The sequence below is a fragment of the Polaromonas sp. YR568 genome (genome assembly GCF_943372955.1).
Taxonomy (GTDB): Bacteria; Pseudomonadota; Gammaproteobacteria; order Burkholderiales; family Burkholderiaceae_C; genus Polaromonas.
In genome coordinates, this window is record NZ_CALSAL010000001.1 from 282,910 (window position 1) to 298,044 (window position 15,135).

At 63.2% G+C, this 15,135-nt stretch carries 14 protein-coding genes and 1 tRNA gene; 10 read left to right on the top strand and 5 right to left on the bottom strand.

Annotated features, from left to right (window positions below; translation table 11 throughout):
- Window positions 1–13: 13 nt before the first annotated feature.
- Complete coding sequence (locus AAG793_RS01330; RefSeq protein ID WP_341902983.1) at window positions 14–1,081, bottom strand: tetratricopeptide repeat protein; 1,068 nt, start codon at window positions 1,079–1,081, stop codon at window positions 14–16.
- A gap of 405 nt (window positions 1,082–1,486) precedes the next feature.
- Between AAG793_RS01330 and cysS the strand changes: the two genes are divergently transcribed.
- From cysS to AAG793_RS01370, 8 genes are all read left to right on the top strand, one after another.
- Window positions 1,487–2,878: a cysteine--tRNA ligase gene (cysS, locus tag AAG793_RS01335; RefSeq protein ID WP_341902986.1), complete on the top strand. Its 1,392-nt coding sequence runs from the start codon at window positions 1,487–1,489 to the stop codon at window positions 2,876–2,878.
- A 127-nt stretch (window positions 2,879–3,005) separates the two neighbouring features.
- Window positions 3,006–3,644 carry a DNA-3-methyladenine glycosylase 2 family protein gene (locus AAG793_RS01340; protein WP_341905337.1) on the top strand — a complete coding sequence of 213 codons (639 nt, stop codon included), beginning with the start codon at window positions 3,006–3,008 and terminating at the stop codon, window positions 3,642–3,644.
- Between the two features lie 37 nt (window positions 3,645–3,681).
- Window positions 3,682–4,659, top strand: coding sequence for an acetyl-CoA carboxylase carboxyltransferase subunit alpha (locus tag AAG793_RS01345; protein ID WP_341902989.1), 978 nt, complete (start codon window positions 3,682–3,684; stop codon window positions 4,657–4,659).
- 41 nt (window positions 4,660–4,700) lie between these two features.
- Complete coding sequence (gene tilS / locus AAG793_RS01350; RefSeq protein WP_341902992.1) at window positions 4,701–5,669, top strand: tRNA lysidine(34) synthetase TilS; 969 nt, start codon at window positions 4,701–4,703, stop codon at window positions 5,667–5,669.
- A gap of 136 nt (window positions 5,670–5,805) precedes the next feature.
- Entirely contained in the window at window positions 5,806–7,074 is a 1,269-nt protein-coding gene (locus AAG793_RS01355) for an aspartate kinase (protein ID WP_341902994.1), read from the top strand.
- 56 nt (window positions 7,075–7,130) lie between these two features.
- Window positions 7,131–7,223 (top strand) — tRNA-Ser (locus AAG793_RS01360).
- A 186-nt stretch (window positions 7,224–7,409) separates the two neighbouring features.
- The gene (locus AAG793_RS01365; RefSeq protein ID WP_341902996.1) at window positions 7,410–7,841 is read left to right on the top strand and encodes a helix-turn-helix domain-containing protein; all 432 of its coding nucleotides are present in this window, start codon (window positions 7,410–7,412) and stop codon (window positions 7,839–7,841) included.
- A gap of 209 nt (window positions 7,842–8,050) precedes the next feature.
- Window positions 8,051–8,950, top strand: a complete 900-nt coding sequence (locus AAG793_RS01370) for a LysR substrate-binding domain-containing protein (RefSeq protein ID WP_341903001.1) — start codon at window positions 8,051–8,053, stop codon at window positions 8,948–8,950.
- On the opposite strand, the gene AAG793_RS01375 is transcribed toward AAG793_RS01370, so the two are convergent.
- On the bottom strand, window positions 8,891–10,198 hold the full coding sequence (locus tag AAG793_RS01375) for a D-amino acid dehydrogenase (protein ID WP_341903004.1): 1,308 nt from the start codon (window positions 10,196–10,198) through the stop codon (window positions 8,891–8,893). The genes AAG793_RS01370 and AAG793_RS01375 overlap by 60 nt on opposite strands.
- 282 nt (window positions 10,199–10,480) lie before the next feature.
- On the opposite strand from AAG793_RS01375, the gene AAG793_RS01380 reads away from it, so the two are divergent.
- Window positions 10,481–11,365, top strand: coding sequence for a transporter substrate-binding domain-containing protein (locus tag AAG793_RS01380; protein ID WP_341903006.1), 885 nt, complete (start codon window positions 10,481–10,483; stop codon window positions 11,363–11,365).
- Between the two features lie 214 nt (window positions 11,366–11,579).
- A complete protein-coding gene (locus tag AAG793_RS01385) occupies window positions 11,580–12,356 on the top strand; it encodes an amino acid racemase (protein WP_341903008.1) in 777 nt (258 codons plus the stop codon).
- Between the two features lie 36 nt (window positions 12,357–12,392).
- On the opposite strand, the gene AAG793_RS01390 is transcribed toward AAG793_RS01385, so the two are convergent.
- Genes AAG793_RS01390 through AAG793_RS01400 form a run of 3 tightly spaced genes read right to left on the bottom strand, consistent with a single transcriptional unit; the run spans window position 12,393 to window position 14,970 of the window.
- Entirely contained in the window at window positions 12,393–12,809 is a 417-nt protein-coding gene (locus AAG793_RS01390) for a S4 domain-containing protein (RefSeq protein ID WP_341903011.1), read from the bottom strand.
- A gap of 44 nt (window positions 12,810–12,853) precedes the next feature.
- Entirely contained in the window at window positions 12,854–14,257 is a 1,404-nt protein-coding gene (locus tag AAG793_RS01395) for a sensor histidine kinase N-terminal domain-containing protein (RefSeq protein WP_341903013.1), read from the bottom strand.
- Complete coding sequence (locus AAG793_RS01400) at window positions 14,254–14,970, bottom strand: response regulator transcription factor (RefSeq protein ID WP_341903017.1); 717 nt, start codon at window positions 14,968–14,970, stop codon at window positions 14,254–14,256. Before AAG793_RS01400 ends, AAG793_RS01395 begins: the two co-directional genes overlap by 4 nt.
- Between the last annotated feature and the right edge of the window lie 165 nt (window positions 14,971–15,135).

A 15,135-nucleotide genomic window follows, 5' to 3' on the forward strand; every position in this document is an offset into this window, starting at 1 on the left:
GACCTGCGATCCATCAACCACCGGTGGATTCGCGGATGATTTGCCAGCGCGCACCGCTTTTGCTCAGCTCCAGCGTCTTGCGGCTGGAGATGTTGAGGGTGTCCGCGCTGTAGTCCTGTTTGAACTTCGCGCTGGCCTTGTTGCCCTGGACGGACACGCTCAGATTGGACAGCTTGACGGTGATGCGCGATTTGCCGGTGATCTTCAGGCGCCGGTCCTGCTCCCATGCCTTGCGGTCCATGTTGCCGGGGGGGTCAAAGCTGGTGCTGTAACTGGCGAGGTAGGCGGGCATGTCTTTGGCCGCCCATGCATCGGCCCAGGCGCGGACGGCGGCCTCGACTTCTTTCTCGGTGCCCGGCGCAGCTTTCGTTGGCTCTGTGGCGGGCGCCTTGGTTGTCGGTGCTGCAGGTGCTGCAGCCGGTGCGGCGGAAGGCGCGGGCGCCACAGGTGCCGTGGCTGCAGGTTTGGCCGCCGGTGTGGCGGCTGGCGGCGCCACCGTCACGGGCCCGGAAGCCTGTGCCCCGCTGGCAGGCCTGGCCTGTACTTTGGAGTCGACTGAAAAGAGGGTACGGATGAGTGACAGCTTGGGCGGGATGCCGGTGTTGGCACCGTCCAGCTGGAGCGCCTTGCTGTAGGCCTGGCTGGCCAGCCGTGCGTACACGTCGCCGAGGTTTTCGTGGGCGGTGGCATAGCTCGGGTTGGTGCGAATCGCCATTTCCAGTGCGGCGCGTGCCTTGTCGTACTGGTTCTGGCCGGCGTACAGCACGGCGAGGTTGTTGTACGGCTCTGGCAGCTCCGGGTAGTCTTCGGTGATTTTGATGAAGGTGGTGATCGCCTCGTTGGCACGGCCCGCTTCGGTCTGGATCACGCCCTTGAGAAACCGCATCTGCGGATCGCGCGGTTTGCTGGCCAGGTACTGATCGACCTTGACCATTGCTTCGGCCGACTGGCCGGCGCGCATCAGTCGATTGACGTCGGCATAGTCATCGGCCCGGGCGGCTGTGGTGCCCAGTGCCGCAACGAGCGCGATCGGGTACCAGATGGCAAGAAGCAGGCGGGGGGCGATAGCGGGAGTGCGCATGGATGCTCTCGAAAGATGGTGTGCTGTCTGTTCAGTGCCTGGGCTCGGTGCTTTGGCGTTGCGGTGTCACGTCATCATCAGGGTAGCGAAAGAGGTCGGCCAGAGCCGTCTGAAGCCGGGCTCGGGCGCAGCCGGTTGCGTGCGGGGCGTTCCGGTGATTTCTCTTGATTTCCGCCCCGTACGGCTCACGACTGACCTCTCGGTATACTGCTTGATTGTAACTGAGGGGGTATAGTTCCGAGGCAGTCAAGCGATGCTGCGGCGCTGATGCCCGGCCCCGGCTGCAGTTTGCAGACACCTGTTGTTGCATACGCCCAATGGCCCTTGTCTGACCCTGATCTCCGTGAGATAACCATTGCATATCCTGTGCCGGACGGCCCCCGGCCGGACCGCCACACTTCATTCATGAGCCTTCGCATTTACAACACGCTGACGCGTGACGTGGAAGATTTTTCTCCGCTGATTCCCGGTCATGTCCGCATGTATGTGTGTGGCATGACGATCTACGACCTGTGCCACATCGGGCATGCCCGCATGATGATGGCGTTTGACGTGGTGCAGCGCTGGCTCAAGGCCAGTGGCCTGAAGGTGACCTATGTGCGCAATATCACCGACATCGACGACAAGATCATCAAGCGCGCGGTGGAGCGCGGCATCACCATTCGCGCGCTGACGGACGAGATGATCGCGGCCATGCATCAGGACATCGGCGCGCTGGGCATCGAGCCCCCGAGTTTGGAGCCGCGGGCCACCGAGTACGTGCCCCAGATGCTGGCCATGATCGCGACGCTGGAGCAAAAGGGCCTGGCGTATCGGGGCTCCAGCGGTGACATGAACTACGCCGTGCGCAAGTTTCCCGGCTACGGCAAGTTGTCTGGTAAGTCGCTGGATGAACTGCGCGCCGGCGAGCGGGTGGCGGTGCTGGAGGGCAAAGACGATCCGCTCGACTTTGTCTTGTGGAAGAGCGCCAAACCCACGGAGCCGGACGACGCCAAATGGGACAGCGCCTCACTGGGCCACGATTACGGCCCTGGCCGACCCGGCTGGCACATCGAGTGCTCGGCCATGAGTTGCCAGACCCTCGGCGAAACGTTTGACATTCATGGCGGCGGCGCTGATTTGCAGTTTCCGCACCATGAAAACGAGATTGCCCAGAGCGAGGGCGCCAACGGCAAGCCACTGGCCCGCTTCTGGGTGCACAACGGTTTTGTGCGGGTGGACAACGAGAAGATGTCCAAGTCGCTGGGCAACTTTTTCACCATCCGCGACGTGCTGGCCAAATACGACGCCGAGACGGTGCGCTTTTTCATCGTGCGTGCTCACTACCGCAGCGCCCTCAACTACAGCGACGCGCATCTGGATGACGCCCGCAATGCGCTCAAGCGGCTGTACACCGCGCTGGCGCTGGTTAAGCCTTCTGATGTGCAGGTGGACTGGACGGACCCGTTTGCCGCGCGCTTCAAGGCGGCGATGGATGAAGATTTCGGTACTCCCGAAGCCGTGGCCGTGCTGTTTGATCTGGCCAGTGAAGTCAACCGCACGCAGTCCGCCGAGCGCGCCGGTTTGCTGCGTGCGCTGGGGTCTTGCCTCGGTCTGCTGCAAGCCGATCCGGCTGCTTACCTGCAGGCTGGCGCTGGCATGGACGAAGCCACCATCGTGCGGCTGATTGGTGACCGCGCCGAGGCCAAGAAAGCGAAGGATTTTGCTGCGGCGGACCGCATCCGTCAGGACTTGCTGGCACGCGGCATTGTGCTCAAGGATTCGCCGCAAGGTACCACCTGGGAGGTTCAGTCGTGAGTTGTGACATCCATCGGGTGTGCCGGGTGCCTGTGGGCAGGACATCATTGCCGTGAAAAAAATAGTGAAAACCGGTCCCGGCAGCACCGAGCTGGCAGAAGTGGAGGTGGCAGACGCGCCAGCGCCCATGCCGGCGTACTGGGCAGACGCCTGCCGGCATCTGGCCAAAAAAGACCGGGTGATGAAGCGGTTGATTCCGCAGTTTGGCGATGCCTGTCTGCAGGCGCGGGGCGATGCCTTCAGTACGCTGGCGCGCAGCATTGTGGGCCAGCAGATTTCCGTCAAGGCTGCGCAGACGGTCTGGCACCGCTTTGAGGCGCTGCCCAAAAAGATGACGCCGGCCAATGTGCTGCGCCTGAAGGTGGACGACATGCGGGCCGCCGGGCTGAGCGCCCGCAAGGTCGAGTACCTGGTGGACCTCTCGATCCACTTCGATTCCGGCACCGTGCACGTACGGGACTGGGAGTCGATGGACGATGAGGCCATCATTGCCGAACTGGTGGCCATCCGCGGCATTGGTCGCTGGACGGCAGAGATGTTCCTGATCTTCTACCTGATGCGGCCCAACGTGCTGCCGCTCGATGACGTGGGCCTGATCAACGGGATCAGCCAGAACTACTTTTCCGGTGAATCCGTCAGCCGCAGCGATGCCCGCGAAGTCGCTGCCGCCTGGGCGCCGTATTGCAGTGTGGCAACTTGGTATATTTGGCGCTCGCTGGACCCGGTGCCAGTGCTGGGCGGGCCGCAGGCGCCTGCCGCGAATTGAATCCGTTCCCTTAAGTCAAGTCCTGAGGAGTGCACACATGGCGAAGAAGACCTTCCTCGATTTCGAGCAGCCGATTGCCGACCTTGAAGGAAAGATCGAAGAGTTGCGGTATGTGCAGACCGAGTCGGCTGTCGATATTTCCGAAGAAATCGACCAGCTCGCCAAGAAGAGCCAGCAGCTCACCAAAGACATCTACAGCGACCTGACGCCCTGGCAGATCACCAAGATCGCCCGGCACGCCGAGAGGCCCTACACGCTGGACTACATCAGCGAGATATTCACAGACTTCGTTGAACTGCACGGTGACCGGCACTTTGCCGATGACCTTTCCATCGTAGGCGGTCTGGCGCGCTTCAACGGCACGGCCTGCATGGTGCTGGGCCACCAGAAGGGACGCGACACCAAGGAGCGCGGTCTGCGCAACTTCGGCATGACCAAGCCCGAGGGCTACCGCAAAGCCTTGCGCCTGATGAAGACCGCCGAGAAATTCAAGCTACCCGTATTCACCTTTGTGGATACGCCCGGCGCTTACCCAGGCATTGATGCCGAAGAGCGAGGCCAGTCCGAGGCGATTGGCCGCAACATCTTCGAGATGGCACAGCTGGAGGTGCCCATCATCACCACCATCATCGGCGAAGGCGGCTCGGGTGGCGCGCTCGCCATCTCGGTGGCTGACCAGGTGGTGATGCTGCAGTACTCGATTTATTCCGTCATCAGCCCCGAGGGCTGCGCGTCGATTCTCTGGAAAACCTCTGACAAGGCCCAGGAAGCGGCAGAGGCCTTGGGCATCACCGCGCATCGTCTCAAGGCGCTGGGCGTGATCGACAAGATCGTGAACGAGCCCGTGGGCGGCGCCCACCGCGACCCCAAGCAGATGGCCGCCTTTCTCAAGCGCGCGCTCAACGATGCCTTCCGCCAGGTCAGCGACCTGAAGGTCAAGGAGCTGCTGGACCGCCGCTATGAACGCCTGCAGAGCTATGGCCGTTTCACCGACACCAAAGCCGACGCGAAGTAAAACTGCCGCCGCGCCTGCCCGGTACAGCTCATGAGTGGCCCATGAGTGCGGCCATGCCGGACGGTGCAGCCAATCCAGCGCTCGCCGCGCTGGATCACCTGCCTCCCTCTCTTTCAGATCATCCGCCGATTGCGGTGGCTTTCAGTGGCGGCGCCGATTCCACCGCCTTGCTGCTCGCGGCTGCTCTGCGCTGGCCAAGGCAGGTCGTCGCCATCCACGTTCACCACGGCTTGCAAGCCGCTGCCGATGATTTTGTGCGCATGTGTGAAGCCACCTGCGCTGCCTTGACGGTTCCCCTGCACGTGGTGCGCGTGAATGCAGACCATGCTGCAGGTCAAAGCCCCGAAGACGCGGCGCGGATTGCCCGCTACGCGGCGCTGGCCGAGGCAGCGCGATCGCACGGTGCCAGCGCGGTACTGCTGGGCCAGCATGCCGACGATCAGGTGGAGACGATGCTGCTGGCGCTGAGTCGCGGCGCCGGTCTGCCCGGGTTGTCAGGCATGGCGATGCAGTTCGAGCGCGGTGGCGTGCAGTTCCACCGGCCTTTGCTGCAGACGCCAGCGGGTGACTTGCGTGACTGGCTGGTGCTGCAGGGTCAGGCCTTCATCGATGACCCCACCAACGCCAACGAGCGCTTCACCCGCAACCGCATCCGTGCTCGCCTGTTGCCCGTGCTGGAAGCTACGTTTCCGCAGTTCCGGACCACCTTTGCGCGCAGCGGCCGGCACATGGCGCAGGCGCAGATGCTGCTGGTCGAGGTGGCGCGCGAAGACCTGCAGCGGGCGGGGGTTCCACCGTCCATCCTTGCGTTGCAGACGCTCTCGGTGGCCAGACAGGCCAACCTGCTGCGGCAATGGCTGGACGATTGCCACCATGTGACCCCCAGCACCGCGCAGCTCGATCAGCTGCTTGGGCAGATCGCGGCCTGCACAACACGGGGCCACCGGATTCACCTCAAGGTGGCGGACGGTCATGTCACCCGTGTCGGGGACCGGCTTCACTGGGAGTGAGCAGCGTTCCGGCACAGGCTGGCTGGTTATAATTGAAGGCTTTGCTGGCCGCCCGAGCGTGTGCACAGCGGGGCCGGCAGGCCTTCGCGGGTCCGGCTGGCAGCGTCCGCAACCAACCCCTGATTGACACTCTGTAATGGCATTGATCGTTCATAAATACGGCGGTACGTCGATGGGCTCGACCGAGCGCATCCGCAACGTGGCCAAGCGGGTCGCCAAGTGGGCGCGCGCCGGCCACCAGATGGTGGTGGTGCCCAGTGCCATGAGCGGCGAGACCAACCGTCTGCTGGGTCTGGCCAAGGAGCTGGCGCCTGCCAAACTTGGCGACGCCTATGGCCGTGAGCTCGACGCGCTGGCCGCCACTGGGGAGCAGGCGTCCAGCGCCTTGCTGGCGATTGCCCTGCAGGCCGAGGGTCTGCAGGCCGTGAGCTACGCTGGCTGGCAGGTCACCATCAAGACCAACAACGCCTACACCAAGGCGCGCATTGAATCGATTGACGACCAGCGCGTGCGTGCTGACCTGGCGGCAGGCAAGGTGGTCATCATCACCGGCTTCCAGGGTGTGGACGACGGCGGCAACATCACCACCCTCGGTCGGGGCGGCTCCGACACCTCAGCGGTTGCCGTTGCAGCGGCCCTGAAGGCGCATGAGTGCCTGATTTACACCGACGTCGATGGCGTCTACACCACCGATCCGCGCGTGGTGCCCGAGGCGCGCCGTCTGCACACGGTGAGCTTTGAAGAGATGCTGGAGATGGCCTCCATGGGCTCCAAGGTGCTGCAGATCCGCTCGGTGGAATTCGCCGGCAAGTACAAGGTGCCGCTGCGCGTGCTGTCCAGCTTCACCGATTGGGACATCGATATCAACGAAGAAGCCAGGTCAGGCACTTTGATCAGTTTTGAGGAAGACGAAAACATGGAACAAGCCATCGTATCGGGCATCGCTTTCAACCGCGATGAAGCCAAAATCTCCGTGCTGGGCGTGCCTGACACACCGGGTATCGCGTACCAGATTCTGGGTGCGGTGGCTGACGCCAACATCGAGGTGGATGTCATCATCCAGAACGTGAGCAAGGAAGGCAAGACCGACTTCAGCTTCACTGTTCACCGCAACGACTACGCCAAGGCCATGGACCTGCTCAAGACCCAGGTTCTGCCCAAGCTGGGCGCACAGGAAGTCACCGGCGACGCCAAGATCTGCAAGGTTAGCATCGTCGGCATTGGCATGCGCAGCCATGTGGGTATTGCCAGCAAGATGTTCCGCGTGCTGAGCGAGGAGGGCATCAACATCCAGATGATCTCGACCAGCGAAATCAAGACTTCTGTCGTGATTGACGAGAAATACATGGAACTGGCTGTGCGCGCGCTACACAAGGCGTTTGATCTGGACCAGCCCGCCGCCTGAGCCCGCGCGGACGCGGTGGTCGCCGTGCGCCCAAGTCGTGAGATAATTGCGTTACTGGAAACGTGACCGAGTGGCCGAAGGTGCTCCCCTGCTAAGGGAGTATGGGGTGTAGAGCCTCATCGAGGGTTCGAATCCCTCCGTTTCCGCCAAACCTGTGTTTTCTGCTGCCTTAAACCGCAATTGAAAACACCCTGAAAGCCCCGTCAGCCCTCGTGCTGTGGGGCTTTTTTGTTCCTGCTTTGCGTGAAAGTCTGGAGTTTCCACTGCGGTAGTGATTTGTATCCAAAGTAAACAGAAACGGCGGAGGCGACTTATTCTGGTGTCAGAATGCGCAAATGAACATTGCATCCGTCCTTAAACAGGAAATCTCGCGGGTCGCCCGAAAGGAAGTCCGGTCCGAGGTTCAGTCACTCAAAAAGGCTTCCAGCCAGTACCGCAGCGACATTGCTGCACTGAAGCGTCGTGTGATGACGCTTGAGCGTCTGGTGGGTCGATTAGGCAAGGGGAAGGCGAGCGCGCCTGCAGCCGATTCAGGAGACACGCCCACTGCGCTGCGCTTTTCGGCCAAGGGGCTGGCCGCCCAGCGCAAGCGGCTCGGATTGTCTGCTGCCGATGCAGGGCGCATTCTGGGCGTGTCTGGCGCCTCGGTCTATAACTGGGAAGATGGAACCACCCGGCCACGTGCCAGCCAGTTGCCCGCCATCGCCCAGCTCCGCAAGATGGGCAAACGCGAAGCCGCCGCACGGCTGGCCGCAACCGCCGCATAGTTTGCGCGGCCCCAATCGGGCGTTGCCGCTCCGGCGATCCAGAGGGCCAGCCATCGGTGTTTTCCGCGATGTCGCGCGGCTGAAACTGCTGCGCACAATACTTGCTTGAGTTGTTGTGGCTATTGGCGGTGCGTCGGCCTGCCTGTTGCCTATCCATCACTTGAGTCAACCCTTACCGAACCCACCGGGCGCGCCTGCCCCTGCCGACCATGCGTCTTCGCCATATTGAGGTGTTCAATGCCGTGATGCTGACCGGCAGCGTCAGTGGCGCGGCGCGTCTGATCAATGTCACCCAGCCCGCCGTCAGCCGCATCTTGCAGCACGCAGAGCTGCAACTGGGTTTTACGTTGTTCCAGCGGAGCAAGGGGCGGCTGATGCCGACGGCTGAAGCGCTGACGCTGCACCCGCACATCGAGCGCCTGTTTTCCCAGCTGGACGAGGTGCAGCGCCTCGCAGTCACGCTTAAGGCCGGCAACAGTGCCAAGGAGTTGCGTGTGCTGACGGTGCTGGCACTGAGCTACGAAATCCTGCCGCGGGCCATCAAGTTGTTCCGCGTCAAGCACGCGGACGTGACTATCACGGTGCAGGCTTTGCACTCACCGCAGATCGTCTCCGCCCTGGCTTTGCAGGAAGCGGACGTGGGCTTTCTTTTCAGCCAGGTTACCCACTCTGCGCTGGCGCAGGAGCATCTTTCCGACGGGCACATGGTGTGCGTGGTGCCCAAGGGCATGCTGCCAAGCCGGCTGATCAAGCGGGGCAGCGTGTCGCTGGCCGAGCTCAGTGGCCAACCTGTCATCGGGCTGGACGTGATGGACCCGGTGGGGCGCAGCCTCAACCAGGCGTGCCGCGAGGCCGAGGTCGGTCTGCAGTTCGACATCACCGTACAGACCTACCACTCGGCGCTGGCGCTGGCCCATCACGGCCTGGGCATTGCCCTGATCGACACCTGCACCGCAGCGTCTGCTGACCGCACGCGGGTCGATGTGCTGACGCTGGACCCCCTGATTCCGGTGCCGGTCAAGGCGCTCTGGCCCGCCGGCAAGCCTGGTTCAGTGGCGGTACGTGCCTTTGTGCGATGCTTTCATCAGGCCCTGGCGCAGACCGTCTGAAGTGGTCGAGGGGGCTCGCATGCTCAGCGCGGGGCTGGGGCGGTTGATCAGTGCCGCAATCTTTTCTGCCGAGCCGAACGCCAGCGTGAAGCCCAAGGCACCATGCCCCGTGTTGAACAGCAGGTTGTCCGGCCCCCGCTGATGGCGGCCCACCACCGGCAGACCGGTAGGTGTGGCCGGTCGCATGCCAGCCCACGGGTGCAGGGCTTCGAAACGGCTGCTGTAGGGGAACATGGCCTGCGTGGAGGCCTTGAGCGATTCGATTTGAGCCAGCTGGATGCGGGTGTCATAGCCGGTGAGTTCAGCCATGCCGGCCACGCGCAGGCGCGAGCCGATGCGTGCGAACACCACCTTGCGGGCGCTGTCGGTTACGTTCACGAAGGGTGCGGCATCTGGCGGACCGGCGACGTCCACCGTGATGCTGTAACCCTTCAGGGGATAGATGGGCAGATGAATGCCCAGCCTGGCTGCCAGCCGGGGAGAGTCGGCGCCCAGCGCCATCACAAAACGGTCGGCCTCCAGATGGCCTTGCGAGGTGGCCACTGCGGTGATCAGCTTGCCCCGCTGAATTAGCGAACTGATGGACGTGCCCAGCAGGAACCGCACGCCCTGCGATCGCAGCACCTGCATCAGTGCCGTGCAGGTCTTCTGGCAGTCTGCGGCACATTCCCCGGGGGTGTAGATCGCCCCCGAGATGTTGGCGTGGTGGTGCTTGAGCGCCGGCTCCAACTCCACGCAGCGGTCAGAGCTCACGGCTTCCTGTTGGCTGCCCATCGCGCGCTGCAGCAGCATCTGCCGCTTGGCATTGGCCAGCGAGTCGGCATCGCTGTAGAGCACCAGCTTGCCGGTGGCTGAAAAATCGCAATTGAGCTGCTCACGCGCCAGCATGTTGTCGAAAGACTGCCGGCTGCGTGCGGCCAGCGTGAGCAGGCTGGCGGTGGTCTCGCGTGAGGTGGTGCTGTTGCAGGCGGCGAGGAACTGCAGCCCCCATTGCCACTGCCGCCAGTCCCACTGCGGACGAATTTTGAGAGGGGAGTCGGGCGACAGCAGCAGCTTCGGCAGCTGCCGCCAGATGCCCGGGTCTGCCAGCGGTTGAACATAGGAGTAGCTCAGCTGTGAGCCGTTGCCGCCGCTGGCACCCGCGCCCGGTGTGGCGCGGTCAACGACGGTCACCTCATGGCCCGCCAGGCGCAATTGGTAGGCGGTGGCCAGGCCCACAATTCCTGCGCCCAATACACACACATGCATCTGAAGTCCCCTGTGACTGCGTTTGAGAATGGTGCGACTCTACGGACACGCAGCACCCCTGAACAATGCAGATTTCGCTGAAAGGCATGTTGTACTGTTATGACCCTTGCGAACGACTGACGCTTTGTATGCGGGTATTCCAGTGTTGGGTAAACCATAATTTTTGGTCATGGGCTTGTCGTCAAAATGAATGACACAGTGCGCACGGCTGTTCCTACACTAGGGCCGCGAGCTTCCACCCGCTGTTCAACTTCATTAACCGATGATCCTGAAAGGATTCGAATGAAACTCTCGACACTCATGACCGCTGTGCTGCTCACCGCAGGCCTGGCCACCACGGCTGGCGCCCAGACGCTGAAGAAGATTGCAGACAGCAACAAGATCACGGTCTCCTACCGCGAGGCCTCGGTTCCGTTCAGTTACCTCATCGGCTCCAAGACCGCAGTTGGTTTCTCTGCAGAGATCACCGAAGCCGTGATCGACGATGTGCGCAAGAAGCTGAAGAAGCCCACCCTTGAAGTGGCCTATATGCCTGTGACGTCCCAGAACCGCATTCCGCTGCTGATGAATGGCACCTATGACCTGGAGTGCGGATCAACCACCAACAACTCGACCCGTGGCAAGGACGTGGCTTTCTCGATCAACACCTTCTACACCGGCACCCGTCTGCTGGTGAAGAAGAGCTCCGGCATCAAGAACTACGCTGACCTGGCCAAGAAAACAGTGGCCAGCACCACCGGCACCACCAACGCCCAGGTGATCCGCCGATACAGCGCCGACCAGAAACTGGACATGCAGCTGATTCTGGGCAAGGACCACGATGATTCGCTGCTGCTGGTCGAAAGCGACCGCGCACTGGCCTTCGCGATGGACGACATCCTGCTGTTCGGTCTGAAGGCCAACTCCAAGAGCCCGGAGTCCCTCGATGTGGTGGGCGACTCCCTGCAGGTCGAGCCTTATGCCTGCATGGTTCGCAAGGACGATCCCGAGTTCAAAAAACTTGTGGATGACACCATCACCCGCCTGATCAAGTCGGGTGAGTTCGCGCGCCTGTACACCAAGTGGTTCCAGTCGCCGATTCCACCGAAGGGCGTGAACCTGAACCTGCCCATGAGTGAGGAGCTCAAGGCCAACATGAAGGCGCTGAGCGACAAGCCCGCCATGTGAGTCTGGCGGCTGGCAGGATACACCGGCGCGCAGCTGGTGTGCTCCCCGCCAGGCCGACACAGGCGAGGCCCTCCCGGTCACGGGCTGCGGCTTCGCCTGATTCCCCAGTTGCAAATGCCACCTGACCGGAAGCCTTGAGCGCTTCTGTGGGCGGCGCCATGTCTGCTGCCATGTCGAGGACATGTCAAGGCATTCAAACCAAAGGAGGCAGGTCATGACTACCCTGGGCACACAGAAGGCCCATCGTCCCCGCACTGTCGGCATTCTGGGCGGTATGGGGCCCGCAGCGGGGGCCGATTTCGTGCGGCTGTTTGTCAGAGCCTGCACGGAACACATGCAGGCACTCCAGATTCCAGTGACTGATCAGGCCTTCCCCGAGCACTGGCTGGCGCAGGTTCCGGTACCGGATCGCAGTAGTGCGCTGGGGCTGCCCGGCGCCGGGGGGCATCAGCCACTGGAGCCGATGCTGCAGGCCATGGGGCGGCTTGCGGCTCTGGGCTCCACCGCAGTGGCTGTGGCCTGTAACACGGCGCACGCGTGGCACGCGGACCTGCAGGAGCGGTTTCCCCAGCTGGAGGTGCTGCATGTCGCCCGTGAAGTGGCCGAGACACTGGCGCGCCGGGGCGTGAAAGAAGTTGGCCTGCTGGCCACAGAAGGCACTTACCGTGCCGGGCTGTATGACAAGGCCATGGGCGAGCTCGGGTTGCGTTGCCATGTTCCCGAGGTTAACGAGCAGAAGCAGCTGATGGACGGCATCTACCTCGGCGTCAAAAAGGGCGACATGGCCTATGCCCAGGGATGCTTCAGCGCGGTGGCCGAAGCGCTGGCACGCCGGCATGGGCTGACGACGCTGATCCTCGGCTGCACAGAGATTCCGCTGGCCCTGCCTGAGGTACCCGGCATGCCGGAGTTGACGCTGCTGGACCCGGCCGAGCTGCTGGCGCAGGCCCTGGCGCAGCGCGCTTATGCGGATACGGCTGCGGCGAATTGATTCGTTGGCTATGGCCCTATTGACGCGCGGCGCGTTTCAGTCGACCGAGGCGCTCCAGCGGCTATCCCAGGTTTTGTTATCCCAGGTTTTTTCGAGGTGGCGACGATCCCGCTTGGTGGGGCGCCCATGCAACTGGCTGGCTGCCGGATCGTTCGCCAGCCGGTGCTGCTCGGCAGCAAGCGCCTGTCGCTGCAGGCTTTCGGCGGTCTCTTCGTAAAGCAGGCGGGCTTGCGGCGCGCCGCCGCGCTGGCTGCTGATGCCCCGCACCACCACTGTTCGCACCACCGGCCCTTGCCGCAGGGCAACGGTGTCTCCGACCTTGACCTCGCGTGACGGCTTGGCGTCCTGGTCGTTCACGCGCACGCGGCCGCGGTCAATTTCTTCTACTGCGAGGGAGCGCGTCTTGTAAAAGCGTGCAGCCCACAGCCATTTGTCCAGACGAAGTTTGTCCATTGGCGATGATTTTGACGCAAGGAAAGGATTTGTGCGCCAGGCCCTCAGGAAACCTCGGCCAGTGGCAGCCGTACCGTGGCGGTCAGCCCCGTCACCTGTCCGTGCACCACATTGTTTTCGAGCGTGACCGTGCCCTGCAGCGCCTCCACGATTTCGCGGCAGATCGCTAGGCCCAGCCCCGAGCCTTGCCGCTCATTGCCGGCAGAAAACGGCTGGTACAGGCGCGCGGCCAGCTCGTTGGAAATGCCCGGGCCACTGTCGGTGATCGTCAGCGCCACCGAGCGGGAGTCGCGGATCACCCGCACCGCGAGCGTGCCGCCAGCGGGCGTGTGCTTGATGGCGTTGTGCAGCAGGTTGCGGCTCAACTCACCCAGCATCCATTCATGCGCGCTGATGTCTGCCGCCGTTGTCTCGATGTCGAAGTCGATGTCTTTTTCGACCAGCAGCGGTGAAAGGTCCAGCGCCACCGCGCGCACTACCGCCGCCAGATCGCTCTGCTGCGCCCCGGGCTGCTGGCGCAGTTGCTCGACTTTGGCGAGCGCCAGCATCTGGTTGGCCAGCACCGTCGCGCGGTCCACCGTCTGGTTGATTTCGGAAAGCGCTGCGGTGGCGTCGAGGTCGCCGCGCAGGGCCGACTGCACCTGCACCTTGAGTACCGCCAGCGGTGTGCGCAGCTGATGGGCGGCGTCGCGCACAAAGCGCTTCTGGTGCTCCAGCAGGTGCTGCAGGCGCCCCATGACCTGGTTGGTCGCGTCCATCAGTGGCAGCAATTCGCGCGGCGCATCGGGCGCTGCAATCGGTGTCAGGTCGCCTTCGCGGCGCGCCTGCAGTTCGGCACTGAGCCGGCGCACTGGCCGTGTGGCCCGCTGCACCACGATCACGGCCACCAGCGCAATCACGGCCAGCAAAATCGCCTGCCGCCACAGGGTGTCGAGCAGGATCTTGCGTGCCAGGGTCTGGCGCAGTTCCAGCGTTTCGGCCACCTGGATCACCGCCATCGCGCGCCCATTGGCGCTCGCCACCGGTTGCAGCAACACCGCCACACGCACGTCGTCGCCCTGGTAGGTGTCGTCGTAGAAGTCCACCAGTGCCGAGTAGGGCGGCTTGGCCGGTATGCTGCCGCGCCAGAACGACAGGTCTGAAAAGCCTGAAACCACCTCGCCGCTGAGGCTGGAGACGCGGTAGAAAAACCGGCTCTGGTTGTCGGCCTCAAACGCTTCCAGCGCCGCATAGGGCAGGGCCACCCTGAGGCGGGACTGCTGGTCGTAGCCTTCAACATCCAGCTCTTCGCCGATGGATTTGGCCGATGCCAGCAGCGTGCGGTCGTAGGCGGTGTTCACTGCACCCAGAGCCTGCTGATACAGGCTGATGGTGTTGATGATGATCAGCACGCCGACCGGCACCAGAATGCCGGTGAGCAGGTAGCGTCTGAGGGAAGTTGCTCTCATGCGTCTATTTTCAGCAGGTAGCCGAGGCCCCGCAGGGTGACCAGCGTGACGCCGGTGCCAGCGAGCTTTTTGCGGAGGCGATACACCACCACCTCAATCGCCTCGTACTGCACGTTGTCCTCGCCGGGAAACACCTGGGCGAACAACCGCTCTTTCGATACGGCATGCCCCGGCTTGGCCAGCAGGGTCTGCAGCAGGGCCAGCTCGCGCGGCGTGAGGTCCAGCACTACACCCCGGTGGTAGATGGCGCCGCTGTCCTTGTCATGGCTCAGGCCGCCCACGACCTGCAGGCCGCCGGGGTCCGCTTCGCGTGCGGCCGGTACGCGTCGCCGGTGCAGGGCCCGCACACGTGCTTCCAGTTCGTCCAGATCAAAAGGCTTGGGCAGGTAGTCATCGGCCCCGCTGTTGAGCCCCATGATGCGGTCGCCGACCGTGCCGCGCGCGGTCAGAATCAGCACCGGTGTGACCAGTCCCTGGCTGCGGGCCTGTGTCAGGACCTGCAGGCCATCCATGCCGGGAAGGCTCAAGTCCAGCACGACCACGTCGGGCTGGCTGCTGCTCCACTGCGCCAGCGCCTGGCGGCCATCGGTGCAGCCAGTCACCCCGATACCGCGGCGCCCCAGCGCCCGCTGCAGGGCGGTCTGCATGGACGGATCGTCCTCGATCAGCAGCAGCTTCATGGCGGGATGGGCACTGGACGACGTGGATGGCATGGGCAGGACATTAGCACTTTCCCCAGTGTCTCCGGACAGCCGTTTGACAGAAACGGAGCGCATGATACGCAACGGCCAGTGGTGTTTGCGGCTGCGGCAAGGCCGCCCGCCAGACGCCGCTCACGATCAGCCCACTTTCTGCCAGTCCTGATTTCATACCAAGGA

Bases quoted from the DNA above. Each gene is read 5' to 3' on its own strand.
- AAG793_RS01330 (WP_341902983.1), bottom strand. From the start codon at position 1,081: ATGCGCACTCCCGCTATCGCCCCCCGCCTGCTTCTTGCCATCTGGTAC.
- cysS (WP_341902986.1), top strand. From the start codon at position 1,487: ATGAGCCTTCGCATTTACAACACGCTGACGCGTGACGTGGAAGATTTT.
- AAG793_RS01340 (WP_341905337.1), top strand. From the start codon at position 3,006: ATGCCGGCGTACTGGGCAGACGCCTGCCGGCATCTGGCCAAAAAAGAC.
- AAG793_RS01345 (WP_341902989.1), top strand. From the start codon at position 3,682: ATGGCGAAGAAGACCTTCCTCGATTTCGAGCAGCCGATTGCCGACCTT.
- tilS (WP_341902992.1), top strand. From the start codon at position 4,701: ATGAGTGCGGCCATGCCGGACGGTGCAGCCAATCCAGCGCTCGCCGCG.
- AAG793_RS01355 (WP_341902994.1), top strand. From the start codon at position 5,806: ATGGCATTGATCGTTCATAAATACGGCGGTACGTCGATGGGCTCGACC.
- AAG793_RS01365 (WP_341902996.1), top strand. From the start codon at position 7,410: ATGAACATTGCATCCGTCCTTAAACAGGAAATCTCGCGGGTCGCCCGA.
- AAG793_RS01370 (WP_341903001.1), top strand. From the start codon at position 8,051: ATGCGTCTTCGCCATATTGAGGTGTTCAATGCCGTGATGCTGACCGGC.
- AAG793_RS01375 (WP_341903004.1), bottom strand. From the start codon at position 10,198: ATGCATGTGTGTGTATTGGGCGCAGGAATTGTGGGCCTGGCCACCGCC.
- AAG793_RS01380 (WP_341903006.1), top strand. From the start codon at position 10,481: ATGAAACTCTCGACACTCATGACCGCTGTGCTGCTCACCGCAGGCCTG.
- AAG793_RS01385 (WP_341903008.1), top strand. From the start codon at position 11,580: ATGACTACCCTGGGCACACAGAAGGCCCATCGTCCCCGCACTGTCGGC.
- AAG793_RS01390 (WP_341903011.1), bottom strand. From the start codon at position 12,809: ATGGACAAACTTCGTCTGGACAAATGGCTGTGGGCTGCACGCTTTTAC.
- AAG793_RS01395 (WP_341903013.1), bottom strand. From the start codon at position 14,257: ATGAGAGCAACTTCCCTCAGACGCTACCTGCTCACCGGCATTCTGGTG.
- AAG793_RS01400 (WP_341903017.1), bottom strand. From the start codon at position 14,970: ATGCCATCCACGTCGTCCAGTGCCCATCCCGCCATGAAGCTGCTGCTG.